Origin of the sequence: Vibrio sp. 3-2(1) (genome assembly GCF_963887575.1) — a bacterium.
GTDB classification, from domain to species: Bacteria; Pseudomonadota; Gammaproteobacteria; order Enterobacterales; family Vibrionaceae; genus Vibrio; species Vibrio anguillarum.
Genome location: NZ_CAWPGB010000055.1, coordinates 61,712 through 86,422 on the forward strand (window position 1 = coordinate 61,712; position 24,711 = coordinate 86,422).

The 24,711-nt window shown below is 46.1% G+C and carries 33 protein-coding genes; 10 read left to right on the top strand and 23 right to left on the bottom strand.

Annotated elements, in window-relative coordinates; translation table 11 throughout:
• Positions 1-49: 49 nt before the first annotated feature.
• The 4 genes from cysC to cobA all read right to left on the bottom strand — a co-directional run bounded on the left by cysC (position 50) and on the right by cobA (position 4,072).
• Positions 50-667, bottom strand: coding sequence for an adenylyl-sulfate kinase (gene cysC / locus AACQ79_RS14605; RefSeq protein WP_170899304.1), 618 nt, complete (start codon positions 665-667; stop codon positions 50-52).
• Between the two features lie 78 nt (positions 668-745).
• Positions 746-2,176 (bottom strand): sulfate adenylyltransferase subunit CysN, encoded by a 1,431-nt coding sequence (gene cysN / locus AACQ79_RS14610; protein WP_017049184.1) that lies wholly within the window; start codon positions 2,174-2,176, stop codon positions 746-748.
• A gap of 17 nt (positions 2,177-2,193) precedes the next feature.
• Positions 2,194-3,102, bottom strand: a complete 909-nt coding sequence (cysD, locus tag AACQ79_RS14615) for a sulfate adenylyltransferase subunit CysD (RefSeq protein ID WP_234826547.1) — start codon at positions 3,100-3,102, stop codon at positions 2,194-2,196.
• 91 nt (positions 3,103-3,193) lie between these two features.
• Positions 3,194-4,072, bottom strand: coding sequence for a uroporphyrinogen-III C-methyltransferase (gene cobA, locus AACQ79_RS14620; RefSeq protein ID WP_013855941.1), 879 nt, complete (start codon positions 4,070-4,072; stop codon positions 3,194-3,196).
• A gap of 289 nt (positions 4,073-4,361) precedes the next feature.
• On the opposite strand from cobA, the gene cpdB reads away from it, so the two are divergent.
• The 8 genes from cpdB to AACQ79_RS14660 all read left to right on the top strand — a co-directional run bounded on the left by cpdB (position 4,362) and on the right by AACQ79_RS14660 (position 12,398).
• A complete protein-coding gene (gene cpdB, locus AACQ79_RS14625) occupies positions 4,362-6,323 on the top strand; it encodes a 2',3'-cyclic-nucleotide 2'-phosphodiesterase (RefSeq protein WP_170899305.1) in 1,962 nt (653 codons plus the stop codon).
• Positions 6,324-6,642: 319 nt separating this feature from the next.
• Positions 6,643-7,230: a VTT domain-containing protein gene (locus AACQ79_RS14630; RefSeq protein WP_170899306.1), complete on the top strand. Its 588-nt coding sequence runs from the start codon at positions 6,643-6,645 to the stop codon at positions 7,228-7,230.
• A complete protein-coding gene (locus tag AACQ79_RS14635) occupies positions 7,227-8,360 on the top strand; it encodes a D-alanine--D-alanine ligase (protein ID WP_088721324.1) in 1,134 nt (377 codons plus the stop codon). The genes AACQ79_RS14630 and AACQ79_RS14635 overlap by 4 nt, the downstream gene beginning before the upstream one ends.
• Positions 8,361-8,394: 34 nt before the next feature.
• A complete protein-coding gene (locus AACQ79_RS14640) occupies positions 8,395-8,943 on the top strand; it encodes a hypothetical protein (RefSeq protein ID WP_170899307.1) in 549 nt (182 codons plus the stop codon).
• 1 nt (position 8,944) lies between these two features.
• Positions 8,945-9,712, top strand: a complete 768-nt coding sequence (locus tag AACQ79_RS14645; RefSeq protein ID WP_170899308.1) for an NRDE family protein — start codon at positions 8,945-8,947, stop codon at positions 9,710-9,712.
• A 10-nt stretch (positions 9,713-9,722) separates the two neighbouring features.
• Positions 9,723-10,160: a YHS domain-containing (seleno)protein gene (locus AACQ79_RS14650; RefSeq protein ID WP_017042861.1), complete on the top strand. Its 438-nt coding sequence runs from the start codon at positions 9,723-9,725 to the stop codon at positions 10,158-10,160.
• 13 nt (positions 10,161-10,173) lie between these two features.
• The gene (locus tag AACQ79_RS14655) at positions 10,174-10,626 is read left to right on the top strand and encodes a hypothetical protein (protein WP_013855934.1); all 453 of its coding nucleotides are present in this window, start codon (positions 10,174-10,176) and stop codon (positions 10,624-10,626) included.
• A 2-nt stretch (positions 10,627-10,628) separates the two neighbouring features.
• Positions 10,629-12,398 carry a lysophospholipid acyltransferase family protein gene (locus AACQ79_RS14660; RefSeq protein WP_088729170.1) on the top strand — a complete coding sequence of 590 codons (1,770 nt, stop codon included), beginning with the start codon at positions 10,629-10,631 and terminating at the stop codon, positions 12,396-12,398.
• 50 nt (positions 12,399-12,448) lie between these two features.
• Here the strand turns inward: AACQ79_RS14660 and dbpA are convergent, their stop codons facing one another.
• A complete protein-coding gene (gene dbpA, locus AACQ79_RS14665; RefSeq protein WP_017042859.1) occupies positions 12,449-13,834 on the bottom strand; it encodes an ATP-dependent RNA helicase DbpA in 1,386 nt (461 codons plus the stop codon).
• Between the two features lie 177 nt (positions 13,835-14,011).
• On the opposite strand from dbpA, the gene AACQ79_RS14670 reads away from it, so the two are divergent.
• Complete coding sequence (locus tag AACQ79_RS14670; protein ID WP_013855931.1) at positions 14,012-14,464, top strand: GNAT family N-acetyltransferase; 453 nt, start codon at positions 14,012-14,014, stop codon at positions 14,462-14,464.
• Between the two features lie 23 nt (positions 14,465-14,487).
• Here the strand turns inward: AACQ79_RS14670 and AACQ79_RS14675 are convergent, their stop codons facing one another.
• The gene (locus tag AACQ79_RS14675; RefSeq protein ID WP_170899309.1) at positions 14,488-15,051 is read right to left on the bottom strand and encodes a LysM-like peptidoglycan-binding domain-containing protein; all 564 of its coding nucleotides are present in this window, start codon (positions 15,049-15,051) and stop codon (positions 14,488-14,490) included.
• A 235-nt stretch (positions 15,052-15,286) separates the two neighbouring features.
• On the opposite strand from AACQ79_RS14675, the gene AACQ79_RS14680 reads away from it, so the two are divergent.
• Entirely contained in the window at positions 15,287-15,907 is a 621-nt protein-coding gene (locus AACQ79_RS14680; protein WP_010318783.1) for an FKBP-type peptidyl-prolyl cis-trans isomerase, read from the top strand.
• Positions 15,908-16,086: 179 nt separating this feature from the next.
• Here the strand turns inward: AACQ79_RS14680 and rplQ are convergent, their stop codons facing one another.
• From rplQ to rplN, 17 genes are all read right to left on the bottom strand, one after another.
• Positions 16,087-16,473: a 50S ribosomal protein L17 gene (gene rplQ / locus AACQ79_RS14685; protein WP_017042856.1), complete on the bottom strand. Its 387-nt coding sequence runs from the start codon at positions 16,471-16,473 to the stop codon at positions 16,087-16,089.
• A 26-nt stretch (positions 16,474-16,499) separates the two neighbouring features.
• On the bottom strand, positions 16,500-17,492 hold the full coding sequence (locus AACQ79_RS14690; RefSeq protein ID WP_010318781.1) for a DNA-directed RNA polymerase subunit alpha: 993 nt from the start codon (positions 17,490-17,492) through the stop codon (positions 16,500-16,502).
• Positions 17,493-17,515: 23 nt separating this feature from the next.
• Entirely contained in the window at positions 17,516-18,136 is a 621-nt protein-coding gene (rpsD, locus tag AACQ79_RS14695; RefSeq protein ID WP_013855928.1) for a 30S ribosomal protein S4, read from the bottom strand.
• A gap of 27 nt (positions 18,137-18,163) precedes the next feature.
• Positions 18,164-18,553 (bottom strand): 30S ribosomal protein S11, encoded by a 390-nt coding sequence (gene rpsK / locus AACQ79_RS14700; RefSeq protein WP_001118870.1) that lies wholly within the window; start codon positions 18,551-18,553, stop codon positions 18,164-18,166.
• A gap of 20 nt (positions 18,554-18,573) precedes the next feature.
• On the bottom strand, positions 18,574-18,930 hold the full coding sequence (gene rpsM, locus AACQ79_RS14705) for a 30S ribosomal protein S13 (protein ID WP_010318779.1): 357 nt from the start codon (positions 18,928-18,930) through the stop codon (positions 18,574-18,576).
• 147 nt (positions 18,931-19,077) lie between these two features.
• Positions 19,078-19,191, bottom strand: a complete 114-nt coding sequence (gene rpmJ / locus AACQ79_RS14710) for a 50S ribosomal protein L36 (RefSeq protein ID WP_000868186.1) — start codon at positions 19,189-19,191, stop codon at positions 19,078-19,080.
• A 27-nt stretch (positions 19,192-19,218) separates the two neighbouring features.
• Positions 19,219-20,553: a preprotein translocase subunit SecY gene (gene secY, locus AACQ79_RS14715; RefSeq protein WP_017046739.1), complete on the bottom strand. Its 1,335-nt coding sequence runs from the start codon at positions 20,551-20,553 to the stop codon at positions 19,219-19,221.
• A gap of 20 nt (positions 20,554-20,573) precedes the next feature.
• The gene (rplO, locus tag AACQ79_RS14720; RefSeq protein ID WP_010318777.1) at positions 20,574-21,008 is read right to left on the bottom strand and encodes a 50S ribosomal protein L15; all 435 of its coding nucleotides are present in this window, start codon (positions 21,006-21,008) and stop codon (positions 20,574-20,576) included.
• A 5-nt stretch (positions 21,009-21,013) separates the two neighbouring features.
• On the bottom strand, positions 21,014-21,190 hold the full coding sequence (gene rpmD / locus AACQ79_RS14725) for a 50S ribosomal protein L30 (RefSeq protein WP_004398455.1): 177 nt from the start codon (positions 21,188-21,190) through the stop codon (positions 21,014-21,016).
• Between the two features lie 5 nt (positions 21,191-21,195).
• On the bottom strand, positions 21,196-21,696 hold the full coding sequence (rpsE, locus tag AACQ79_RS14730) for a 30S ribosomal protein S5 (protein ID WP_010318775.1): 501 nt from the start codon (positions 21,694-21,696) through the stop codon (positions 21,196-21,198).
• A gap of 14 nt (positions 21,697-21,710) precedes the next feature.
• Positions 21,711-22,064: a 50S ribosomal protein L18 gene (gene rplR, locus AACQ79_RS14735; RefSeq protein WP_013855926.1), complete on the bottom strand. Its 354-nt coding sequence runs from the start codon at positions 22,062-22,064 to the stop codon at positions 21,711-21,713.
• A 9-nt stretch (positions 22,065-22,073) separates the two neighbouring features.
• Positions 22,074-22,607, bottom strand: coding sequence for a 50S ribosomal protein L6 (rplF, locus tag AACQ79_RS14740; protein WP_010318773.1), 534 nt, complete (start codon positions 22,605-22,607; stop codon positions 22,074-22,076).
• Between the two features lie 10 nt (positions 22,608-22,617).
• The gene (gene rpsH / locus AACQ79_RS14745) at positions 22,618-23,010 is read right to left on the bottom strand and encodes a 30S ribosomal protein S8 (protein WP_010318772.1); all 393 of its coding nucleotides are present in this window, start codon (positions 23,008-23,010) and stop codon (positions 22,618-22,620) included.
• A 29-nt stretch (positions 23,011-23,039) separates the two neighbouring features.
• The gene (gene rpsN / locus AACQ79_RS14750) at positions 23,040-23,345 is read right to left on the bottom strand and encodes a 30S ribosomal protein S14 (RefSeq protein ID WP_010318771.1); all 306 of its coding nucleotides are present in this window, start codon (positions 23,343-23,345) and stop codon (positions 23,040-23,042) included.
• A 17-nt stretch (positions 23,346-23,362) separates the two neighbouring features.
• Positions 23,363-23,902: a 50S ribosomal protein L5 gene (gene rplE, locus AACQ79_RS14755; RefSeq protein ID WP_010318770.1), complete on the bottom strand. Its 540-nt coding sequence runs from the start codon at positions 23,900-23,902 to the stop codon at positions 23,363-23,365.
• Positions 23,903-23,926: 24 nt separating this feature from the next.
• Complete coding sequence (rplX, locus tag AACQ79_RS14760; protein WP_010318769.1) at positions 23,927-24,244, bottom strand: 50S ribosomal protein L24; 318 nt, start codon at positions 24,242-24,244, stop codon at positions 23,927-23,929.
• Between the two features lie 12 nt (positions 24,245-24,256).
• On the bottom strand, positions 24,257-24,628 hold the full coding sequence (gene rplN, locus AACQ79_RS14765) for a 50S ribosomal protein L14 (protein WP_010318768.1): 372 nt from the start codon (positions 24,626-24,628) through the stop codon (positions 24,257-24,259).
• Between the last annotated feature and the right edge of the window lie 83 nt (positions 24,629-24,711).

Below are 24,711 nucleotides of genomic sequence, written 5' to 3' on the forward strand. Positions count from 1 at the left end.
CTCAAAAATAAAGGGCTCAAGCTGATGAGCCCTCTTCTACATTAGGCGATTAGGCGATAATCGCTCGCACTTGCAGCGCTGTTAGGCAAATTTCCACTAGCTCATCAATGCTTTTTTCGCCAGCCGCAAGATCGATCTCAGGGTTTTGCGGCGACTCATACTCAGAGTCAATGCCCGTAAAATTACTGATTTCACCAGCGCGCGCTTTTTTATACAGCCCCTTCGGGTCACGCTGCTCGCACACGTCCAACTTGGTATTGACAAACACTTCGATGAATTCACCTTGTGGCAGCATATCGCGCACTAATTGACGCTCAGCGCGATGCGGTGAAATGAATGCTGATAACACGATTAACCCAGCATCGGCCATCAGCTTCGCGAGTTCACCAATACGGCGAATATTTTCTCGCCGATCTTGCTCTGAGAACCCAAGGTCGCTGCACAAGCCGTGGCGTACATTATCCCCATCGAGTAAATAGGTGTGATACCCGAGTTGAGCTAAACGCTGTTCCAACGCACCAGCAATGGTTGATTTTCCCGCCCCTGACAGCCCCGTAAACCACAATACTGCTGGCTGTTGTTGTTTTAAGTTGGCGCGGAACGACTTATCCACCGTATGCTGATGCCACACAACATTTTCATCTTTCTTGGCCAAATTCGTACTCATTACTCAATCCTTTGTTGTCTCAAACTAGCCAATAGAGGAACGCTGTAAGCGGCAATCCCTCCCACATAATCACCACTGTTAAGCCTTGAGTAACTGACGAAGATCTTTGGCTTCCCAGTGTGGAAAGTGCTTGCGGATCAAGGCATTCAATTCAACTTCAAACGCAGAGTGGGCACTTTGAGCATGAGCGATGTTTTGCAAACTATCTCGAACCAAGCCCGCCCCCACCGTCACATTCGTCAGGCGATCGATGATGATAAAGCCACCAGTATTGGCACTGTCTAAGTATTTATCCAGCGCGATCGACTCTGTTAGCGACCATTCACACAAGCCAATACCATTGAGCGGCAACTCTTCACTGTGATAAGTTGATAAATTATTAATATCGTACTGGTGACGCACCGCTTGCAACTGACCGACGGTTTTCTTACCCGCAATTTTGATGTTGTATTCACGCCCGGCTTTGAGTGGTTGTTCTGTCATCCAGACCACATCGGCTAATAGATGGTTAGTTGATTCAACCTGCGCTCCTTGCAGCACAATAAGATCACCACGGCTGATGTCAATTTCATCGCTGAGCGTTAACGTCACCGCTTGGCCGGCTTGCGCTTGCGGCAAATCTCCATCGAAAGTAACAATACGTGCCACGGTGGATGTTTTTCCAGACGGAAGTGCAGTGATTGCATCTCCAACGCTGATACTACCCGCTGCAATCGTGCCAGCAAAACCGCGAAAATCGAGATTCGGTCGGTTCACATACTGCACAGGAAAACGAAACTCACCAGCTCCTTTTTGCTGATCAACGTCAACCGTTTCAAGCAGCTCCAGCAGTGATGGGCCTTGATACCAACGCATATGTTGGCTTGCTTCGACCACGTTGTCCCCTTCCAGAGCAGAAAGCGGGATGATCTGAATATCAGTATCACCTTGCAGATGCTTTGAAAATTCCACGTAGTCTTGACGGATCTGCTCAAAACGATCTTGTGAGTAATCGACCAGATCCATCTTATTCACCGCCACCACAAAATGCTTCAAACCTAACAGATTGGCAATGAATGAGTGGCGACGCGTTTGATCCAAAATGCCTTTACGGGCATCGATCAAAATCACCGCGAGATCGCAAGTGGATGCGCCTGTCGCCATATTGCGCGTGTACTGCTCATGCCCCGGAGTATCGGCAATGATGAATTTGCGCTTTTGAGTAGAGAAATAGCGATACGCTACGTCAATGGTGATCCCTTGCTCACGTTCCGCTTGCAGGCCATCAACTAACAGAGCTAAATCGGGGCGCTCGCCCGTCGTGCCAACACGCTGGCTATCGGAATGGACGGCGGCCAGTTGATCTTCATAAATCTGTTTTGTGTCATGAAGCAAACGACCAATCAAGGTACTTTTTCCATCATCAACTGAGCCACAAGTCAGAAATCTCAGTAACGATTTGTGCTGGTGTTGCGTGAGATAAGCTTCAATACCGATCTCAGAAAGCTGAGCCTGAACTGCACTATTCATAATCTTTCCTTAGAGGCTTAGAAATAACCTTGGCGTTTTTTCAATTCCATCGATCCTGATTGATCGTGGTCGATCGCGCGGCCTTGTCGTTCACTGGAAGTGGCCACCAACATCTCTTCAATGATGCCCGTTAGCGTATTGGCCTCTGATTCAATTGCGCCAGTAAGTGGATAACAACCTAACGTGCGAAAACGCACACTCTTGTGCTGAACTTCTTCTCCGGATTGAAGCTTCATCCGCTCATCATCAACCATGATCAGCATCCCATCGCGTTCGACAACTGGGCGAATGTCCGATAAATACAGCGGTACGATCTCGATATTTTCCAAATAGATGTATTGCCAAATATCCAATTCAGTCCAGTTCGACAATGGGAAAACACGAATGCTCTCACCTTTATTGATTTGGCCGTTGTAGGTTTTCCATAGCTCCGGACGCTGGTTCTTCGGATCCCACGTGTGGTTCTTGTCACGAAAAGAATAAACACGCTCTTTCGCGCGTGATTTCTCTTCATCACGACGCGCACCACCAAAAGCAGCATCAAAACCATATTGGTTCAACGCTTGTTTTAAACCTTGGGTTTTCATGATGTCAGTATGCTTTGAAGATCCATGCTCAAAAGGGCTGATCCCCATCGCGATCCCTTCTGGGTTTTTGTGTACCAAAAGCTCAAAACCATACTTGTGCGCCATACGATCACGAAATTCGATCATTTCACGAAATTTCCAATCGGTGTCCACATGCAGCAGTGGGAAGGGAATTTTCCCCGGATAAAAAGCCTTGCGCGCTAAATGCAGCATCACCGAAGAGTCTTTACCAATCGAATACATCATTACTGGGTTATCAAATTCAGCGGCCACTTCACGTAAAATATGAATACTTTCGGCTTCGAGCTGTTGTAAATGGGTTAAGCGTTGTTGATCCATCTGCATGCTTCCTTTTCGCTCGCATTGCGAGCCTTGTACAATGAGAAATTGGTTTGAGTATTGAGTTGGAAATAACTGACTTGCCTTGCAATCAGGCGTAATTCACTTGGTTTTGCTGCGCGGGTTGTTCACCAAACCAATGCAGTTTTTCCGACAGCGCCACCACTTCGCCCACCACAATCAAGGCCGGAGCCTGTGCCTGCACCGCCAGTTGTGATAAGTCACTGAGCTGCCCTTTGAAGACTTTTTGCGAACGCTGAGTACCGCGTTCAATAATCGCGATTGGTGTGTTGGCTTGGCGTCCATGTTCAATCAACTGCTGCTGGATATAACTCGACTTCATCAAGCCCATGTAAATGACTAAGGTTTGATTACCACGTGCCAGTGTTGACCAATCCATGTCATCGTTTTCCGCTTTAAGGTGACCGGTGACAAACAGAGCGGATTGCGCATAATCACGATGAGTCAGTGGAATACCCGCATAGGCCGTTGCGCCTGCCGCCGCTGTAATACCGGGGATCACCTGAAATTTCACTCCCGCATCAAACAGCACTTCCAACTCTTCACCACCGCGGCCAAACATAAACGGATCGCCGCCTTTAATGCGCACGACTTTGTAACCTTGCTGCGCAAAATCGATCAGCAATTGATTGGTTTTTTCTTGAGGAACACTGTGGTGTCCAGCGCGCTTACCCACGCAGACTAAGATGGTATCGCTCGGCACCAGCGCCATAATTTCATCAGACACTAGGTAGTCGTACAACACCACGTCGGCTTGTTGTAGAAAGCTCAGCGCTTTGAGCGTCAGCAGTTCTGGGTCGCCCGGCCCTGCACCAATCAAAGCCACTTCACCGCAGGTCAATTGGCTTTTGACGTACGATGGAGCGCTACTTGCCAAAGCATCATTGTTGACCGCAACTAAGCGCGGCCCTTTGATTGGCAACTGAGAAATGGTTTCCGTCGTACTCATTGTTGTTATCCATAACTTAATTCATGGATGCATTATGGCGGGCTCTTCATATTACCTGAAATTCTAAAATTTCATTTTTTATATCAAAAGCTGATAAGGGAATGGATAATTCCGAATAAGAAGTGACTATCTCTCTGATTAAAAGCCAATCAATGATGAGATCTTGTCGACAGAATGCCGGTGAGTTAACGCGTAACATCACAAATTGATATTCATTGAAATCATCGTTTCATAAGATTTTGTTACATTAGACGAGTTATTTGTTCCCTACCCCTAACTGGAGTACACAATGAAAGTGGCAGTGAAACCTCTCTCCATCGCGATTTTGAGCGGTATGTTAGCAATGGCTGGCCCAGCAATGGCGGACACCATTAAACTGCGTATCGTCGAAACGACCGATATTCACACCAATGTGATGGATTACGATTACTACAAAGACAAGCCATCGAACCAGATTGGTTTATCCCGTGCGGCGACGTTAGTGAAGCAAGCGCGCAGCGAAGTCGAAAACAGCATTTTGGTCGATAACGGTGATTTACTCCAAGGTAGCCCAATGGGCGACTATATGGCCGCCAAAGGCATCAAGGTTGGTGAGGTTCACCCAGTTTACAAAGCGATGAATCAGCTCGGCTACGATGTGGGTAACATTGGTAATCATGAATTTAACTACGGTTTGTCCTTTTTAAAGGAGAGTATTAACGACGCCGCATTCCCGTATGTCAATGCCAACGTCTATGACCAACAAACGGGCAAACACCTCTTCAATCCCTATCTCATTAAAACGCACACGTTCAAAGATACCGATGGCAAAGAGCACCAAATTAAAGTGGGTTACATTGGTTTTGTCCCACCACAAATCATGGTGTGGGATAAGAAAAACCTGGATGGCAAAGTGTTTGCCAAAGACATCAAGCAAACAGCCGAGGAGCTGATCCCGCAGATGAAAAAAGAGGGTGCCGATGTGATCGTGGCAATCCCGCACTCTGGTGTCTCAGCTAACCCATATTCCGTTGGTGCAGAAAACTCGGTTTACTACCTCACCCAAGTAGAAGGCATTGACGCGATTGCTTTTGGTCACTCTCACGCGGTATTCCCTAGCCAAGATTTTGCCAAACTGCCAGGAGCAGATGTAACTAAAGGCACCATTAATGGCGTAACCGCTGTCATGCCGGGGCGCTGGGGTAGCCATGTTGGTGTGATGGATCTGACTTTGCAAAGCAAAGATGGCCAATGGTCAGTCGTGAATGGTCAATCCCAAGCTCGCCCAATCTTCGATAAAGCCAATAAGAAATCACTGGCAGCAGCCGATACAGGCATAGTGAAAGCCTTAGAGTCAGACCACAAAGGCACGCGAGATTTCGTGAATCAACCGATTGGCCAAGCGAATGATGTGATGTACAGCTTTTTAGCCTTGGTACAAGATGACCCAACCGTGCAAATCGTTAACCTTGCACAAAAAGATTATGTGGAACGCTTTATTCAAGGCGACCCTGATCTTGATGGTTTACCGGTGTTATCGGCCGCAGCCCCTTTCAAAGTTGGTGGCCGTAAAGATGATCCTGCCGGTTTCACCGAAGTCGAAGCTGGCCAACTGACATTTCGTAACGCAGCAGATCTCTATCTTTACCCTAATACATTAGTCGCGCTGAAAATGACGGGTAAAGAAGTGAAGGAATGGTTGGAATGCAGCGCGGGGCAGTTTAATCAGATTGATCCGCACAGCACTCAACCACAATCCTTGATCAATTGGGCTGATTTCCGCACGTATAACTTTGATGTGATGGATGGGGTGAATTACCAAATCGATGTGACTCAACCCGCCAAATACGATGGTGATTGTAAAGTGGCGAATAAAGATGCTGAGCGCATTGTAGGCTTAACTTATCAAGGTAAACCTATCGATGTAAAACAGACCTTTATTGTCGCCACCAATAACTACCGCGCTTATAGCAATAAATTTGCAGGCACAGGCGCACAATTTGTTGCCTTTGACTCACCCGACGAAAACCGCACGGCCGTCGCCAACTACATCTCTCATGTGAGTAAAGAAAAAGGTCAAGTTACGCCAAGTGCTGATAACAACTGGTCGTTTGCCCCGATTAAAACCAATACTGCATTAGATATTCGTTTTGAAACCTCTCCAAGCGAGAAAGCAGCACAGTTCATCAAAGAGAAAGGCCAATACCCAATGACTTTGGTGGAAAACGATGAAGTTGGTTTTGCGGTTTACAAGATTGACCTTACCCAATAAACCCCCACTCAAATCGATTGAAAGAGGCCAATGAATTAAGGCGCTTTCACCTCACAAACGCAGCCTTTCGCTGCGTTTTTTATTTCCCGCTCGACAACCCTAACTCTGATCTTGATGGTTCTTGACTATCCACACTTCATTTAAGGCTCGTTACAACCTCTGTTTAATTTTCAAACATTAGTTTGATTAAATTTAATTATAAAAAATCATCAAATATGCAATTTTTCTATTCTTTGGCAGGTCTTTGTCCTCGTAATGAGAATAAAAGCGCAATCAGCGCCTTATTCTATACTTGATCATAATTTGCTAAGGAGGAAGTGTGGGGCTTGCTATCGACATTCAAACCTTTCTAACAGCCGAAAGTCATTCACTGACTTTACTATTCATCGGCGTAATTTTGCTTTCCTATTTGTTAGAGGATGTCGCTATTGTCACCGCCGCCACACTGGCTTTGCAAAATCTCATGCCCCCCGGCTTGGCGTTGTTGGCTATTTTTGTCGGCATTGTTAGTGGCGATCTCGGTTTGTATTACTTAGGCCAAGTGGCACAACGCGTTCGTCCGCTTCGTTATCAAGCGCTGACCAATAAACATTTTCGAACCGTCCGTCGCAAGCTGCACCATCATACTTTTTTAAATCTGTTTATTATTCGCTTTGTCCCCGGCCTAAGAACGGTGGGCTTTACTTTGAGCGGTTTTTTTTCTATTCCGTTGGCGCTATTTCTGTGCTCCGTACTGACGGCCACAGCACTGTGGACACTGATCGTTTTTTCAACGCTTTATTACCTAGGGAGTCAGGTTTGGCAACAGCCCTCTCATTATCAATGGATCATTATTCCTATCGCGATTGGGCTATTAATGCTCACTAATCGTCTTCTCAACAAATCATTTTCTAAAGGATTGTCATGAACGCCAAATTAGAAATACCTTGCATTGCACATGGCAAAATCAACGCGGGTATGCCGCTTTTAGAGCAAGACACCAAACGCAGCATTTCTCCTTATGAATTTCTGCCCAGTTGGTTTTTCTACACTCCGGTGGTGATTCAAAGCCTGCTGCAAGGGCTGCGTTATGGCAACTGGGGCTTACCCTTAATTGCAAACCCCGGCATCAAGCTCAGCGGCATGGTTGGAGAGTCAAAACACGACATTCTTAATCTAGCCGGTGAATACGCTCAGCAGTGGATATCGCCCTTTATCACCCGAACGAAAAGCCATCAAACCGCTCAGCAGCAAACAGCACAGGCTCTGTCTGCAATGCAACAAGCATCGTTGGATTTCCCTCTTGTCGCTAAACCAGATTTAGGCTGCCGCGGCGTTGGCGTCAAACTGTTGCAAAATGAACAGCAACTGAGTGACTACATTCAATCATTTCCGATTAATGCCCGTTTTTTACTGCAACAAAAAGCGCCGTATCAGGCTGAAGCTGGCGTATTTTATGTGCGCTATCCCGGTGAGGCTCAAGGCAACATTATTTCCATCACACTTAAGTATGCCCCGTTTGTCACTGGGGATGGCATTCACACTTTAAAGCAGTTAATTGAACGCTGCCCACGCGCAGGGCAACTCCCTCATCTCTATTTTCCTCGCCACCTTGAGAAGCTCGATTGGGTTCTTGAAGCAGGGCAGGAGTTTCAACTCGCCTTTGCGGGCAGCCATAGTCGCGGATCGATTTTCCGCAATGGTAACCGTTACATTACTCGCGCTCTCACCAACAAGCTGGATGAGATTTTTAACAACGTTGACGGGTTTCACTATGGGCGGCTCGATATCAAGTTTGCCAATATTCACCAATTGATGGCTGGAGAACAGTTCACGATTTTGGAAATCAATGGCGCAAGCAGTGAAGCCGCTCATATTTGGGATAGAGAAACACCGCTGCGTGAGATCTTCTCAACCTTACTTAGGCAGTACCGAATCTTATTCGACATTGGCGCGCAGCAGCGAAAGTTAGGCCATCAAACACCCAAAATGGCTGAACTGCTGAACGCTTGGCGCAAAGAAAAGGCCTTAACCGAACACTACCCAAGCACGGATTAACCTTATCCATAAGAACAATCATAGGGATAGAAATATGTTTGCAATCATCACAAGTTCACAACAAAGCGCATCGCAGCCTAATCATGCCCCCGTGATCCAAGGCGGCATTGAAACACTGGAACAAGCGCACCTATTTCTCGAACAGTTAGAAGATAGGCACTACACCCACTTAGCCACGCCAATTGTTGCCAGTTCAGTGGGGCAACATTTTCGTCATTGGTTGGATCTGTTTCATGCGCTGGCTAACTCAACTAGCACTATTGATTACAACCAACGCCGCCGGGGCCACCTCGTTGAGACGTCCCGTGCTGCGGCCTTGGCCGAAATTGAGTATTTAATTCAGTGGTTAACGCAGTGCTCGGCCTCACTCCAAAAATCCGTTACGGTACTTGTTGAAACCTCATTGCAGGAAACGCAAGTGTGCTCTCTCTCATCAACATGGGAGCGAGAGTTAAGCTTCGCCACTTTGCATGCACAGCACCATTTTGCGATGGCTAAAGTGGTTGCTCATTTGCTGCATGTAGAAACCGATGCCGCTTTCGGCTTAGCGCCAGCCACGGCCTCCTTCATTCGGGGGCAATAACATGTGCTCAGTTTCTTGGTTACTCGACAAACACGGCTATCATCTGTTTTTTAACCGTGATGAACAAAAAAACCGCCCATTAGCGTTGCCACCTAAACAATACACGCAAGCTGGTGTTGAAGTGTTGATGCCGATTGATCCTGCCGGTGGAGGCAGTTGGATCAGCCTTAATGAATGCGGTTTGGCTTTGTGCTTGCTCAATAATTACCAAGGTAACCCCCCCCAAGGAGCCGATGCCGAACGCTTAGTGAGCCGCGGTCAATTGCTTAAGCATTTATCCAGTCAAGTCAGTGTCGAGAAGGTTATCCAAGCGTTTACACAGCTTAATCTTCAGCAATTTGCACCATTCACTTTGCTTGCTTTCGACCCTAATTTAACTGATGTACAAGGCAATGTAATGGCTCTGGCGTGGAATGGTGAACAGAGCCAAATCGCGGTGACGCAATCGCCTCTATTTTCATCCAGTGTCGATTTAGAACAGGTGCAACACTACCGCTCGCAGCTCTATCAAGCTTTAATCGCTGAGGAAGATAGTGTGCAACAGCGACTAAAGTTTCACGCCCACCACCATGTCGCCCATCCACATTGGGCACCCTGTATGCATCGTCAAGATGCGCACACCGTTAGCTTTACCTATTTACGCGTCACACAACAGCAGCAGTACATGACCTATATCTCAGGTTCACCTTGCTTACAGATCAGTGAGACATCACTCCACCAGCAGCGCGATGAGATCGACAAAATCACGCCTTGGGTCGCCAATTTATGAGGAATCAACAATGAAACGTTTACTAGGACTATTACTGCTGTTTGTCAGCAGCGTGAGCCTCGCTGAGGATGAAATTTACACCAGTTTTCTGAGCAATAAAGCGCTGAGTGGCTATGACACCGTCGCCTACTTCACCGAAGGAGAGCCAGTAAAAGGCTCCTCCGATTTTTCGACCCTTTATAAAAATGCGCAGTGGTATTTTTCTTCAAAAGAGAACCTTGAACTGTTTCTGAATAACCCTAACCAATATGCGCCGCAATATGGCGGCTACTGCGCTTGGGCCGTCTCTGAAAAGAACGATTTTGCTCCGGGAGATCCTAATCAATGGGCGATTGTCGACGGCAAGCTCTATCTCAATTACGACAAAAAGATCAAAACATTATGGGATGCCAACCAAGCGGTGCACATCCAACAAGCCGATAAAAATTGGCCCAATTTAATTAAGTAGTAGGAGCCACACCATGACGTTTAAAGCTAGCCAGCATCTCCCCTCACTCTTGATTGCGTTTGTTTTTATTCAATCGCTTGTCTTTAAGTTTTCCGGCTCTTACGAAACCAACTATATTTTTGGCACCTTAGGTGCGTGGTCTGGCCTCGGTTGGTTTGCTGTGTATGGCGGGTATTTAATCGGAACGGCTGAACTGATAGCCTCTATTTTGCTGTTTAGCCGCTGGCATGGCCTTGGTGCACTGATGAGCGTCGGCATTATGAGTGGTGCGATTTTCTTTCATTTATTTACGCCTCTTGGCATTGTGATGCCAGAGTTTAACCAAGTAGGAGAAGTGGTCGGCAATGATAGCGGCCTGCTATTTGCGATGGCTTGTCTTGTTTGGTTGTGTGCGGCTTTTTTGGTGCGACGAGATCTCAAAAACGGTGATGGTTTATTGCACCAGTGGCTGAATAAAGGAGTGTAATTATGCTAGCCAGTCCTTTTCGTTTACCACGACACACTCCATTTGGCGTCGCAGAATCAATTGTTGAATGGGCCTCTGGGCTTGCAACACTGGATAAACTGTATCAGCAGCGTCCTGCCAAACCCTCTTGCTTTGAGTTTATGCGCTACACGCTAGCGGCACTCAATATCGAATATCGCCTTGCTTTGGGCAGCATCGATAACATTCCACAAACAGGCCCAGTGGTGATCGTCGCTAACCACCCGCTGGGCGCAATTGAAGGGGTGATATTAGCCGATTTAATTGGTTCAGTACGCACCGATATTAAAGTGCTGGCGAATCAGTTGCTAAAGCGCCTGCCTGAAATTAGTGAACTCTTTATCGGTGTCGATGTGTTCAATAGTAAAAGTGCTCGCAGCACCAATGCGCAAGCCATTCGAGATGCGAACCTTCATTTGGCTCAAGGTGGCTTATTGATTATCTTCCCCGCTGGTGAGGTATCTACTTACCCTAAAGGATCGCAAACACTGTCGGATATCGAATGGAGTCAATCCGTCGCCAAATTTGTTAAACGCGCCCAAGCCACCACCGTCCCGATCTTTATTAATGGTAAAAATAGCACTCTGTTTTATCAAGCGGGGCGAATTCATCCATTACTGCGAACGGCATTGCTCGGCCGCGAGCTACTGAATAAGCAGGCGCACAACATTGAAATTTCCATCGGCAATCCCATCCCCTATTCCGAAGTAAAAGCATTTGAACAAGAACGGGACATTGTTCATTATCTGCGTCTCAATACCTATTTAATGAGTGCAGCACCCACTGCAACGCCATCCTCACCAGAATTAGTAACATCGCCCCTTCCTATTATTGATGCGCTTATTGTAGAGAAACTCGAGCAAGATCTCGCCGCGCTGCCAAGCGAAAGCAAGCTCTTAGAGCAAGGTGATTGGATTGTCTATTGCGCCGCAAGCGAGCAGTTGCCCCACATACTGCAAGAGATTGGTCGAATTCGTGAAGAGAGTTTTCGCGCCGTAGGTGAAGGAAGCGGCTTAGCTTGTGATCTTGATGAGTATGATCGCCATTACTACCAACTCTTTGTTTGGCACAAGAAAGACCGTCAAATTGTTGGAGCTTATCGATTGGGGTTAGTGGATGAACTGATAGCGAAGCAAGGGTTAGCAGGGCTCTATTCCCGTAGCTTATTTCAGTATGATGAAGCCTTCATCAACACACTCGATACCAGTATTGAGCTAGGCCGCTCGGTGGTTTCCTCGAAATACCAGCGCAACCTCAACTCACTGTTAATGCTGTGGAAAGGTATTGCTGCGTTTGTCGCGCGTCATCCACAATACACGCACTTGTTTGGCCCAGTAAGCATTAGCAACGATTACAGCCACTCCGCGCGACAATTAATGGCCGCCACACTCTCTATTCATCATTATGATCATGAAAAGGCAACCTTGGTTTCACCTTCCACTCCACTACGGAGCAATGGGAACACATTTTGGCAAACCAACTTGCTCTCCTCTTTGGCAAGCATTTCTCTGCTGTCGAAAGTGTTAGCAAAAATGGAAAATGGCAAGGGCCTTCCTGTATTGCTGCGCCAATATTTAGGGATGAATGGCAAGCTCGTCTGTTTTAATGTCGACCCCGCGTTTAACAATGCGTTAGATGGCTTAATTGTGGTGAACTTGAAACAAGTTCCGCTGCATACACTGGCAAAATACATGGGTAAAGAGCAGGCCAGCGCTTATTTGGATTCGACACCTTTCAGTTCAAAGCCCTCATAAACGCAAAAGCCAGCGAGTTGTTCGCTGGCTTTAATTCTAAATGAAGGGGCTTATTTTAGAAGGCGTGCTCTAAATTGGCGTCCTTTCATCTTACCGCTTTCCATTTTCTTCAGTGCTTTTTTCGCCACCGATTTATGGACTGCAACGTAGCTGCGCATCGGTAACATGTTAATTTTACCGACATATTGACCGTCAATACCGTCGTTACTGGTCAAGGCCCCTAGAATATCTCCCGGGCGTACTTTCTGCTTTTTACCGCCATCAATCTGGATAGTGACCATATTGGCTTGATAAGGCGCGTTGTTTAACGCACTGGCATCAGGCAATTTAGCAGGTTCGATGGGCATATCCATATATTCATCAATCATCGCCACTCGGTGCATTTCACTGTCACTGAAGAAGCTAAAGGCTAAACCTTTACTGCCCGCTCGGCCAGTACGCCCAATGCGGTGCACGTGCACTTCAGGATCACGTGATAACTCAAAGTTAAATACCGCATCTAAGTTATCGACATCAAGGCCACGTGCCGCCACATCGGTTGCAACTAAAATGGAGATACTTTTATTAGCAAACTGCACCAAAGCTTGGTCACGGTCACGCTGCTCTAAATCACCATGCAGTTCCACCACACTAAAGCCCTTGTGATGTAGATCTTCAGCAACACTTTGTACTTCTTTCTTTGTATTACAGAACACCACGGCAGATTCAGGCTGATGGTGTAAAAGCAGCAGTTCTAACGCGCGATCACGCGCCTCTGTACCCTCTACTTTATAAAAATATTGCTGAATGCTGGACGTATCATGGGTGGATTCAACTTTGACCATTTCAGGCTCACGCATAATCCGCTGCGCAATTTGTTTGATTTGATTGGGGAACGTAGCACTAAACAGCAATGTTTGACGGCTGGTTGGCGTTTCATTGATGATCGCATCCAGCGCTTCTTGGAAACCCATTTCGAGCATTCGGTCCGCTTCATCAAGCACTAACGTATTGAGTTCAGAAAGATCGATACGACCTTTGTCTAAATGGTCAAGAATACGCCCCGGAGTACCAACCAAAATGTGTGCGCCGTGCTCTAACGAACCAATTTGTGGCCCCATTGGCATGCCACCACACAAGGTGAGCACTTTAATATTATGAATGGCGCGGCCGAGTGTGCGAATATCCGTTGCGACTTGATCGGCTAACTCCCGCGTTGGGCATAGCACCAAAGCTTGAACGCGAAAACGCTTAACGTTGAGGTTAGATAATACGCCTAAACCAAACGCTGCTGTTTTTCCTGAGCCTGTTTTTCCTTGGCCAATCACATCCTTACCCGCCAAAATGGTTGGCAAGCTTAACGCCTGAATCGGCGTCATCTTGGTGTATCCCAAAGTATCGAGGTTAGAAAGAAGTTCTGGTTGTAGATTTACCGTTGAAAAAGAGAGATTACTCAAGAGACCGTCCTTTCGTTAGACGAAAATTAAACGCCTATTATCGTTATTTAACCTCGTGTGGCTAGTGAATCTTTATTTATCATTCATCAAGTTTGTAGCTCACTCTTAACCTTTGTTAATGAATCATGCACTTAAGCTTGATAGAGTAACGACATCCATTTTTAAAGGAGCACTACGATGATTACTTGGCACTGTCTTTCATTCTCACAATTAACCACTCATCAACTTTATGCGCTACTTAAACTCCGCGTCGATGTCTTTGTGGTCGAACAAACCTGTCCTTACCCTGAATTGGATAATAAAGATATCCAGCCGGGTGTTTTTCATTTAATTGGTGAACAGGATCAGCAGATTGTTGCCTGCGCGCGCTTACTCCCTGCGGGGATCAGCTACCCAAGTGTCAGCATTGGTCGCATTGCAACCCAGAAAGAAGCGAGAGGAAATGGCCTTGGACACCAATTAATGCAGCAAGCATTAGCCGAATGCCAGAAGCTGTGGCCCAATCAAGATATTGAAATTGGTGCACAGCACTATCTTGCTAGCTTCTATCAAAGTTATGGTTTTCAACAAACGTCGGCGATGTATCTAGAAGATGATATCCCGCATATCGACATGCAGCTCAGCAAGTAAGTAACCCCCTTGATCAAAGCGTGTTATTTACTACGGCCAAATCCGCCATCTGAGCGCCTGAAAAACATCACTGATTGATCGTTTTTCTCAAGTTGTAGGATATCGAGCTGCCCATCAGCCGCGAGTTTGAAGCGAACTAATTGGCCTTGGGTAATTTGGCTGAGCGGTTTGTCACTGCCTTCAATTTTGACTAAGGCATTAAGATCAGACATCGGTAAATCATTTGCCCGAAAAACCTGCGACAAAGTGTCCCCGTTCTTAACCGTGTACTCTCGCCAGAACTCAGATTTACGATCGGTTTGTTGAGGCGTTTTTTGTTCACTCAACCCAACCGTATTAATGCTGATTTCCACACGCTCATTACTTTTCGGTAGAGCGGCCGGCTCTGTTCGCTCAGGAAAAGGAATAATAATGAGCAAACACACTACTGGAACGATCGCTAATAAAGCGCGCTGGTGAAGCTTAGGCAGCGCCAGCCAAACTGTGCGAACACGTAAAATAAGGCCACGCCAATCGAATGCATGCCACTTCTGCTGGATAAACGCTAAATAATCAGTTTGCGGTTTCTTCTTGTGACGACGATTCATCTTAACCCGTCTCCTTTTCTGTCGAGCTACAGTATAAAAACTCAAGAGGGATCAGTATAGAGCCAAGGTGGCGATAACGTAAACGTTGACACAATCTTGAACATTTTTCTTTGGGATCTGCGATTTGTCACAACCTGAAGGTTCAATATTGGATATTTTCCATTAGCATTTCATCCCATGCTTGAAACTGATATCCTTTGGCACTTGTTTATTTACATAAAAAGAGTGACTGTTTATGTCTGAAGTAAAATTTGACACTGTAGAGCAAAAAGCAAGCTACGGTATCGGTCTACAAATGGGCCAACAACTTGCGGGTAGTGGTCTAGAAGGACTTAACGTTGACGCAATCGCCGCAGGTATCGCAACCGCATTAGTAGGCGACATGCCATCAATTGAAATTGATGAAATCAATAATGCACTGCAAGAGTTGCACATGCGTGCAGAATCTCTACGCCAAGAAGCTGCCAAAGCAGCCGCAGCCGACGGTGAAGTATTCTTAACAGATAACGCACTACGCCCTGAAGTGACCGTTCTTGAATCTGGTCTACAGTACGAAATTCTTACAGAAGGTACGGGGGATATCCCGACATCTGACAAGCAAGTCCGTGTTCATTACCACGGTGAATTGACTGACGGTACAGTATTTGATAGCTCTGTATCTCGCGGTCAACCAGCTGAATTCCCAGTAACAGGTGTAATCAAAGGTTGGGTAGAAGCACTACAACTGATGCCTGTGGGTTCAAAATGGAAACTCTATATTCCACAAGATCTTGCCTACGGTGAGCGTGGCGCTGGCGCTGCAATTCCTCCTTTTGCAGCTCTAGTATTTGAAGTAGAGCTACTCGATATTCTATAAATAGAATTGATAGTGAGAAGGTTGGCATTCGCTGACCTTTTTTATTAGTATTTCTTACTTAGCATCTATCAAAAACGACACTACGCATACTTATCTGGTTAGCCCGTGTTCAAAGATAAAATCTACGCATACAAAAAAGCCGAGTATTACTACTCGGCTTTTTTAATTATACGAACTGATTACTCAGCAGCAGCTTCTACAGCTACTTCTGGGCGATCGACAAGCTCAATGTATGCCATTGGAGCTTTATCACCAGTACGGAAACCGCACTTTAGGATACGTGTGTAGCCGCCTTGGCGAGCTGCAAAACGTGGACCTAGTTCGTTAAATAGTTTTGCCACAACTTCGTTATCACGAGTGCGAGCAAATGCTAGACGACGGTTTGCAACACTGTCAGTCTTAGCTAGTGTAATCAAAGGCTCAACGACGCGACGTAGCTCTTTTGCTTTTGGCAAAGTAGTCTTGATAACTTCATGACGTACTAGAGAGCTAGCCATGTTGCTGAACATCGCTTTGCGATGACTGCTGTTGCGGTTGAGTTGACGACCACTCTTACGATGGCGCATGACCTAATCCTTCTAACTAGTATCGATTAATCTTCAGCGATAGACGCTGGCGGCCAGTTCTCTAGGCGCATGCCCAAAGATAGACCACGTGATGCAAGCACGTCTTTAATCTCTGTAAGAGATTTCTTACCAAGGTTTGGCGTTTTAAGTAGCTCAACCTCAGTGCGCTGTACTAGATCACCGATGTAGTGAATCGCTTCTGCTTTCAAACAGTTAGCAGAGCGAACTGTTAGTTCAAGATCGTCTACAGGACGCAGTAGGATTGGATCGAATTCTGGCTTCTCTTCCTTCTCCTCAGGTACACGTACATCACGAAGATCTACGAACGCATCCAATTGTTCAGCAAGAATAGTTGCTGCACGACGGATTGCTTCCTCAGGTTCTAGAGTACCGTTCGTTTCCATATCGATAACGAGCTTATCTAAATCAGTACGTTGTTCTACGCGAGCGGCTTCCACAGAGTAGGCAATTTTGTCTACTGGGCTGTAAGTAGCATCTACAAGTAGACGACCGATTGGACGCTCATCTTCTTCAGTATGGATACGAGCTGAAGCTGGAACATAACCACGACCACGTTCTACTTTGATACGCATAGCGATCTCAGCGTTGTCATCCGTTAGATGACAAATCACGTGCTCAGGGTTAGTGATCTCTACATCACCATCATGGGTGATGTCACCTGCAACAACAGGGCCCGAGCCTGATTTGTTCAGCGTAATGAACACTTCATCTTTGCCTTCGGCAACGCGAACAGCCAAACCTTTTAGGTTCAGAAGGATCTCAAGGATATCTTCTTGAATGCCTTCTTTGGTGCTGTACTCGTGTAGTACGCCTTCAATCTCCACTTCAGTTACAGCACAACCTGGCATTGAAGATAGAAGAATACGGCGAAGTGCATTACCCAGAGTATGGCCGAAACCACGCTCTAACGGCTCAAGAGTTACTTTTGCGTGTGTCGTGCTAATCTGTTCGATATCAACAAGACGTGGCTTAAGAAATTCTGTTACAGAACCCTGCATTGTGTCCTCTCTTTAGTTTAACCTTACTTAGAGTAAAGCTCGACGATCAATTGTTCGTTGATGTCAGCTGACAGGTCAGAACGCTCAGGCATACGCTTGAATGTACCTTCCATTTGGCCGCCATCTACTTCAATCCAAGTTGGTTTTTCGCGTTGTTCAGCAACTTCTAGAGCTGCTTTAATGCGAGATTGCTTTTTAGCTTTCTCACGGATTGCAACAACGTCGTTAACCGCAACATTGAAAGAAGGAACGTTTACAACTTTACCGTTAACTAGGATAGCTTTGTGGCTTACTAGCTGACGTGCTTCTGCGCGAGTAGCGCCAAAGCCCATGCGGTAAACTACGTTATCAAGACGACCTTCAAGAAGCTGAAGTAGGTTTTCACCAGTATTGCCTTTAAGACGTGCAGCTTCTTTGTAGTAGTTACGGAATTGTTTTTCTAGAACGCCATAAATACGACGAACTTTTTGCTTCTCACGAAGCTGAACACCGTACTCAGATAGACGACCGCGACGAGCGCCGTGTACACCTGGTGCGTTGTCAATTTTACACTTGGTATCAATCGCACGAATGCCTGACTTAAGGAACAAGTCAGTACCTTCGCGGCGGCTAAGCTTCAGCTTAGGACCCAAATATCTTGCCATGATCTTTCTCCAATCTTCCTAGAAACGTTATACGCGGCGTTTCTTAGGTGGACGACAACCGTTATGAGGGATTGGTGTCGCATCAACAATGTTAGTGATACGGAAACCAGCAGCGTTCAGTGCGCGAACAGTTGATTCACGACCTGGACCTGGACCCTTAACCATAACCTCTAGGTTCTTAAGGCCGTATTCTTTAGCCATTTCAGCACAACGCTCAGCAGCAACCTGTGCAGCGAACGGAGTAGACTTACGAGAACCGCGGAAACCAGAACCACCAGCAGTTGCCCAAGCTAGAGCATTACCTTGACGGTCTGTGATAGTTACGATTGTGTTATTGAAAGATGCATGGATGTGCGCTACGCCATCAGCAACTTGCTTGCGTACACGCTTACGTGCGCGAGTTGGTTGTTTTGCCATTGTACTCTATACCCTTCCGACTATTTCTTGATCGGTTTACGCGGACCCTTACGGGTACGAGCGTTGGTTTTAGTACGCTGTCCACGTAGTGGTAGACTGCGACGATGACGAAGACCACGGTAACAGCCAAGGTCCATAAGACGCTTGATGTTCATGGAAACTTCACGACGAAGATCACCCTCTACAGTGTATTTAGCTACACCATCACGCAGTAGATCGATCTGCTCTTCAGTTAGTTCACTGATCTTAACACTTTCAGCAATACCCAAATCAGCTAAGATAGCTTTCGAACGGGTCTTGCCGATGCCGTAGATTGCAGTTAATGCAATTACAGCATGCTTCTGATCAGGAATGTTAATGCCTGCTATACGGGCCACTATTCACTCCTAGTACTTATATAAGAAATTATCCGCAGCAAAGCCCGTCGAGGATACGCTGCGGCATACTACTTCTTTTGCACACAAAAGGTAGGCCGAGGAATATACTCGACCGACCTTTATATTTCAAGTAAAAATTTCTGCTAATTAGCCTTGGCGCTGCTTGTGCTTTGGCTCACTGCAAATCACGCGAACGACGCCGTTACGCTTGATTACTTTACAGTTACGACAGATTTTTTTAACGGAAGCACGAACTTTCATTGCTAAACTCCGTAAGTGAAATCTGAATTAACGGCCGTAGCCCTTCAGATTTGCTTTTTTCAACACAGAATCATACTGTTGGGACATCATATGAGTCTGTACCTGTGCCATAAAGTCCATAATCACAACCACTACGATAAGTAGTGATGTGCCGCCGAAGTAGAAACGTACGTTCCACGCGACCATCATGAACTCGGGAATCAGACAGATAAAGGTAATGTAGAGAGCACCCGCTAAGGTTAGTCTGGTCATTACTTTATCAATGTATCTCGCTGTCTGCTCACCTGGGCGGATGCCGGGTACGAACGCACCGGACTTCTTCAAGTTATCCGCTGTTTCACGAGGGTTAAACACCAACGCTGTGTAAAAGAAACAGAAGAAAATAATCGCTGCTGCATAAAGCATAACGTACAGAGGTTGACCAGGGCTAAGAGCCAAAGACACATCAGTTAACCAACCGAATGTGCTGCTCTCACCATTTTGACCAAACCACTGAGCTAATGTTCCTGGGAACAAAATAATACTCGATGCAAAAATTGCAGGTATTACACCCGCCATATTAATTTTCAATGGCAAGTGAGTACTTTGCGCTGCAAACACTTTACGACCTTGTTGACGCTTTGCATAGTTAACGACAATACGACGCTGACCACGCTCCATGAAAACAACGAAATAAATTACAGCAAAAGAAAGTACCGCAATTAACAACAGAAGAAGCACATGCAATTCACCTTGACGCGCTTGCTCAATCGTTTGTCCGATTGCCGAAGGCAATCCAGCAACAATACCTGCAAAAATCAAAATGGAAATACCATTTCCTATTCCACGCTCAGTAATTTGTTCACCTAACCACATTAAGAACATGGTGCCAGTTACTAAACTCACGGTAGCAATCAGGGTAAACATGGTTTGGTCGATAACAACCAGATTGTTGACCATGTTTGGTAAGCCTGTTGCGATACCAATAGCTTGGAATATTGCAAGTACAAGCGTGCCATAACGCGTATATTGGCTAATCTTACGACGCCCTGCCTCACCCTCTTTCTTGAGTTCGGCTAACGCTGGATGAACTACAGTTAGCAATTGGACAACAATTGATGCCGAAATATACGGCATGATGCCCAATGCTAAGATAGATGCACGCGAAAGAGCACCACCGGAGAACATGTTAAACATTTCAACGATGGTACCTTTTTGCTGTTCGAACAAATCGGCAAGTACAGCTGCGTCAATACCAGGAATCGGCACAAAAGAACCGGCTCGGAATACTAAAAGTGCACCAATTACGAATAATAAGCGCGACTTTAGCTCACTTAAGCCGCTCTGAGCACTACGAAAATCTTGTCCTGGTTTCTTAGCCATCTGTACCTCGTTCCTCGAGATTATTCCTCGATTTTACCGCCTGCAGCTTCGATTGCAGCTTTAGCGCCTTTAGTCACGCGAAGACCTTTCACAGTCACTGCTTTGCTAATCTCACCAGAAAGAACAACTTTAACATTTTCGATGTTCTTAGTGATTAGGTTAGCTGCTTTCAAGCTGTTTAGATCGACCACGTCACCCGTAACTTTCGCTAGCTCAGCTAGACGAATTTCAGCAGACACTAGGCTCTTACGAGAAGTGAAACCGAATTTAGGTAGACGTTGTTTTAGAGGCATTTGACCGCCTTCAAAACCTGGACGAACTGTACCGCCAGAACGTGACTTTTGACCTTTGTGACCGCGGCCACCTGTTTTACCAAGGCCAGAACCGATACCACGGCCTAGACGCTTAGGAGCGTGCTTAGAACCAGCAGCCGGTGATAGAGTATTCAAACGCATTCTGATTACTCCTCAACTTTAACCATGTAGTAAACCTTGTTGATCATACCGCGTACACACGGTGTATCTTCAAGTTCTACTGTATGGTTGATACGACGAAGGCCTAGACCACGCAAAGTAGCTTTGTGCTTTGGTAGACGACCAATTGAGCTTTTAGTTTGAGTTACTTTAATAGTTGCCATGGTGCTTACTCCGAAATCGCTTCAACAGTGAGACCACGTTTAGCTGCAACCATTTCTGGTGACTTCACATCTACTAGACCAGCAACTGTTGCACGAACAACGTTGATTGGGTTAGTAGAACCGTACGCTTTCGCAAGTACGTTATGTACACCGGCAACTTCTAGTACAGCACGCATCGCACCACCGGCGATAACACCTGTACCTTCTGCAGCTGGCTGCATGTAAACTTTAGAGCCCGAGTGACGACCTTTCACCGCGTGGTGAAGAGTGCCTTCGTTAAGAGCGATAGTAACCATGTTACGACGCGCTTTTTCCATTGCTTTTTGAATCGCTGCAGGTACTTCACGAGCTTTGCCGTATCCGAAACCTACGCGACCATTACCGTCACCAACTACAGTTAGTGCAGTAAAGCTCATGATTCGACCACCTTTAACCGTTTTAGAAACACGGTTAACTGCGATTAATTTTTCTTGCAAATCACTAGCTTGTTGTTGTTCTTTAGCCATCTTCCAACCCTACCTTAGAATTTCAGACCAGCTTCGCGAGCAGATTCTGCTAGCGCCGCTACTCGACCGTGGTATTGGAAACCAGAACGATCAAACGCAACAGCTGATACGCCTTTTTCAAGAGCGCGTTCTGCAATAGCTTTACCTACCGCTTTAGCTGCGTCTACGTTACCGGTGTTCTTAACTAGCTCACGGATCGCTTTTTCTACAGTAGAAGCTGCTGCGATAACCTCAGAGCCGTTTGATGCGATAACCTGAGCGTACACGTGACGAGGAGTACGGTGTACTACTAGGCGAGTTGCACCCAGTTCAGCAATCTTACGACGTGCGCGTGTAGCACGACGGATGCGAGATGCTTTCTTATCCATAGTGTTACCTTACTTCTTCTTAGCTTCTTTACTACGCACATTTTCATCTGCGTAACGGACGCCTTTACCTTTATAAGGTTCTGGCTCACGGTAAGAACGGATGTCAGCCGCAACTTGACCCACTACTTGCTTATCGCAACCAGTTAGGACAATTTCAGTTTGGCTAGGACATTCAGCATTGATACCCGCTGGTAGTTCATGCTCTACAGGGTGTGAGAAGCCTAAAGTAAGACTTACTGAGTTGCCTTTAATAGCAGCACGGTAACCAACACCTTTAAGAACAAGCTTCTTAGTAAAGCCTGCAGTAACACCAACAACCATGTTGTTTACTAGTGCACGAGCAGTACCTGCTTGTGCCCAAGCGTTAGCAACACCTTCACGAGGACCGAAAGTAAGGTTGTTTTCTTCCTGTGCAATAACTACGCCTTTATTCAGGACGCGAGTCAGCTCACCTTTACCACCTTTTACAGTGATTTCTTGGCCGTTTAGTTTCACCTCTACGCCAGCTGGAATAGCGACAGGTGCTTTAGCAACACGAGACATATCCTACTCCTTACGCTACGTAGCAAATGATTTCACCGCCAAGACCTGCTTTGCGAGCAGCACGGTCAGACATCAGACCCTTGGAAGTGGACACCACAGCAACACCCATACCGCCCATCACTGTTGGTAACGCGTCTTTTTTCTTATAAACGCGTAGACCAGGACGTGAAACACGTTGGATTTGCTCGATTACTGGTTTAGCTTGGAAGTACTTAAGAGTAACTTCTAGCTCAGGTTTTACTTCGCCTTCAACAGCGAAATCTGCGATATAACCTTCAGCTTTTAGCAGTGCAGCAATTGCAACTTTAAGCTTTGAAGAAGGCATTTTTACAGCAACTTTATTTGCTGCCTGACCGTTACGAATGCGGGTCAGCATATCCGAAATCGGATCTTGCATGCTCATAAGATTTACTCCAAATGATTAAGTGGCAATTACCAGCTAGCCTTACGAAGTCCAGGAATCTCGCCTTTCATGCAAGCTTCGCGAACTTTGATGCGGCTTAGACCGAACTTACGTAGGAAACCGTGTGGACGACCAGTTTGGTTGCAACGGTTGCGCTGACGTGAAGCACTTGAATCACGTGGAAGAGCTTGCAGTTTAAGAACTGCGTTCCAACGATCTTCTTCAGATGCGTTTACATCGCTGATGGTAGCTTTTAGCATTGCACGCTTTTCTGCGAACTTAGCTACTAGCTTTGCACGTTTTACTTCACGTGCTTTCATTGATTGTTTAGCCATAACAGTAACCCTTCACCTTACTTACGGAATGGGAAGTTAAAGGCAGCCAGCAGAGCACGGCCTTCCTCATCGGTACCAGCAGAAGTCGTGATAGTGATATCAAGACCGCGTACACGATCGACTTTATCGTAGTCGATTTCTGGGAAGATGATTTGCTCGCGAACGCCCATGCTGTAGTTACCGCGTCCGTCAAAAGACTTAGCGCTAACACCACGGAAGTCACGTACACGTGGAAGTGCAATAGAGATTAAACGCTCTAAAAAATCCCACATACGTTCGCCACGCAAGGTTACTTTACAACCAATTGGGTAGCCTTCACGAATTTTGAAACCTGCAACAGATTTACGAGCTTTAGTGATCAGTGGTTTTTGACCAGAGATCGTAGCCATATCAGCTGCTGCATTTTCTAATAGTTTCTTATCGTTGATAGCTTCACCAACGCCCATGTTTAGGGTGATTTTATCAATCCTAGGGACTTGCATGACGCTTGTGTAACCGAACTGTTTGGTCAGTTCAGTCACTACAGACGACTTGTAGTAATCATGCAGTTTCGCCATAGTAGAACTCCAAATTACTTCTAATTAGTTAGAAACGATTTCACCGTTAGATTTGAAGAAACGAACTTTTTTGCCGTCTTCAAAACGGAAACCGATACGGTCCGCTTTACCAGTTGCTGCGTTAAAGATTGCAACGTTAGAAGCATCAATAGCTGCTTCTTGTTCAACGATGCCACCTTGTTGACCTAGAGCCGGAACCGGCTTTTGGTGTTTCTTAACAAGGTTGATACCTTCAACGATAACTTTACCAGTTACGAGAACCTTAGTTACTTTACCTTTCTTGCCTTTATCTTTACCAGCAAGAACGATTACTTCGTCATTACGACGGATTTTAGCTGCCATGTGTGCCGCTCCTTACAGAACTTCAGGTGCTAGTGACACGATTTTCATAAATTTCGCATTGCGAAGTTCACGAGTCACTGGACCAAAGATACGTGTACCGATAGGTTGCTCTGTATTATTGTTCAACAATACGCAAGCATTACGGTCGAAGCGAATGACAGAACCGTCTGGACGACGTACGCCTTTACGGGTGCGAACTACCACCGCCTTCAGTACATCACCTTTTTTAACTTTACCGCGAGGAATTGCTTCCTTCACTGTAACTTTGATGATGTCACCGATATGTGCATAACGGCGGTGAGAGCCACCCAGAACCTTAATACACATTACCTTGCGCGCGCCTGAGTTATCAGCTGCATCAAGTGTACTTTGCATTTGGATCATTGTTAGTGCTCCGCTAAATATTAAAACTAGACCCTCTCGGGTCGGGCTGCCTCTTTAAAAGGGACGCGAATTGTACCACCCTT

Excerpts from the sequence above, each read along its gene's own strand:
- AACQ79_RS14680 (WP_010318783.1), top strand. The coding sequence starts at position 15,287 with ATGTCTGAAGTAAAATTTGACACTGTAGAGCAAAAAGCAAGCTACGGT.
- AACQ79_RS14635 (WP_088721324.1), top strand. The coding sequence starts at position 7,227 with ATGAACGCCAAATTAGAAATACCTTGCATTGCACATGGCAAAATCAAC.
- cysC (WP_170899304.1), bottom strand. The coding sequence starts at position 667 with ATGAGTACGAATTTGGCCAAGAAAGATGAAAATGTTGTGTGGCATCAG.
- AACQ79_RS14675 (WP_170899309.1), bottom strand. The coding sequence starts at position 15,051 with ATGAATCGTCGTCACAAGAAGAAACCGCAAACTGATTATTTAGCGTTT.
- rpmJ (WP_000868186.1), bottom strand. The coding sequence starts at position 19,191 with ATGAAAGTTCGTGCTTCCGTTAAAAAAATCTGTCGTAACTGTAAAGTA.
- rplQ (WP_017042856.1), bottom strand. The coding sequence starts at position 16,473 with ATGCGCCATCGTAAGAGTGGTCGTCAACTCAACCGCAACAGCAGTCAT.
- rplR (WP_013855926.1), bottom strand. The coding sequence starts at position 22,064 with ATGGATAAGAAAGCATCTCGCATCCGTCGTGCTACACGCGCACGTCGT.
- AACQ79_RS14655 (WP_013855934.1), top strand. The coding sequence starts at position 10,174 with ATGACGTTTAAAGCTAGCCAGCATCTCCCCTCACTCTTGATTGCGTTT.
- cpdB (WP_170899305.1), top strand. The coding sequence starts at position 4,362 with ATGAAAGTGGCAGTGAAACCTCTCTCCATCGCGATTTTGAGCGGTATG.
- cysD (WP_234826547.1), bottom strand. The coding sequence starts at position 3,102 with ATGGATCAACAACGCTTAACCCATTTACAACAGCTCGAAGCCGAAAGT.
- AACQ79_RS14670 (WP_013855931.1), top strand. The coding sequence starts at position 14,012 with ATGATTACTTGGCACTGTCTTTCATTCTCACAATTAACCACTCATCAA.
- AACQ79_RS14660 (WP_088729170.1), top strand. The coding sequence starts at position 10,629 with ATGCTAGCCAGTCCTTTTCGTTTACCACGACACACTCCATTTGGCGTC.
- secY (WP_017046739.1), bottom strand. The coding sequence starts at position 20,553 with ATGGCTAAGAAACCAGGACAAGATTTTCGTAGTGCTCAGAGCGGCTTA.
- AACQ79_RS14640 (WP_170899307.1), top strand. The coding sequence starts at position 8,395 with ATGTTTGCAATCATCACAAGTTCACAACAAAGCGCATCGCAGCCTAAT.
- rplX (WP_010318769.1), bottom strand. The coding sequence starts at position 24,244 with ATGGCAGCTAAAATCCGTCGTAATGACGAAGTAATCGTTCTTGCTGGT.
- rpmD (WP_004398455.1), bottom strand. The coding sequence starts at position 21,190 with ATGGCAACTATTAAAGTAACTCAAACTAAAAGCTCAATTGGTCGTCTA.
- rpsE (WP_010318775.1), bottom strand. The coding sequence starts at position 21,696 with ATGGCTAAAGAACAACAACAAGCTAGTGATTTGCAAGAAAAATTAATC.
- AACQ79_RS14650 (WP_017042861.1), top strand. The coding sequence starts at position 9,723 with ATGAAACGTTTACTAGGACTATTACTGCTGTTTGTCAGCAGCGTGAGC.
- cobA (WP_013855941.1), bottom strand. The coding sequence starts at position 4,072 with ATGAGTACGACGGAAACCATTTCTCAGTTGCCAATCAAAGGGCCGCGC.
- rpsK (WP_001118870.1), bottom strand. The coding sequence starts at position 18,553 with ATGGCAAAACAACCAACTCGCGCACGTAAGCGTGTACGCAAGCAAGTT.
- rplO (WP_010318777.1), bottom strand. The coding sequence starts at position 21,008 with ATGCGTTTGAATACTCTATCACCGGCTGCTGGTTCTAAGCACGCTCCT.
- AACQ79_RS14645 (WP_170899308.1), top strand. The coding sequence starts at position 8,945 with ATGTGCTCAGTTTCTTGGTTACTCGACAAACACGGCTATCATCTGTTT.
- cysN (WP_017049184.1), bottom strand. The coding sequence starts at position 2,176 with ATGAATAGTGCAGTTCAGGCTCAGCTTTCTGAGATCGGTATTGAAGCT.
- rpsD (WP_013855928.1), bottom strand. The coding sequence starts at position 18,136 with ATGGCAAGATATTTGGGTCCTAAGCTGAAGCTTAGCCGCCGCGAAGGT.
- AACQ79_RS14690 (WP_010318781.1), bottom strand. The coding sequence starts at position 17,492 with ATGCAGGGTTCTGTAACAGAATTTCTTAAGCCACGTCTTGTTGATATC.
- rpsH (WP_010318772.1), bottom strand. The coding sequence starts at position 23,010 with ATGAGCATGCAAGATCCGATTTCGGATATGCTGACCCGCATTCGTAAC.
- rplF (WP_010318773.1), bottom strand. The coding sequence starts at position 22,607 with ATGTCTCGTGTTGCTAAAGCACCTGTCGCTATTCCAGCTGGCGTAGAG.
- rplN (WP_010318768.1), bottom strand. The coding sequence starts at position 24,628 with ATGATCCAAATGCAAAGTACACTTGATGCAGCTGATAACTCAGGCGCG.
- rpsN (WP_010318771.1), bottom strand. The coding sequence starts at position 23,345 with ATGGCTAAACAATCAATGAAAGCACGTGAAGTAAAACGTGCAAAGCTA.
- rplE (WP_010318770.1), bottom strand. The coding sequence starts at position 23,902 with ATGGCGAAACTGCATGATTACTACAAGTCGTCTGTAGTGACTGAACTG.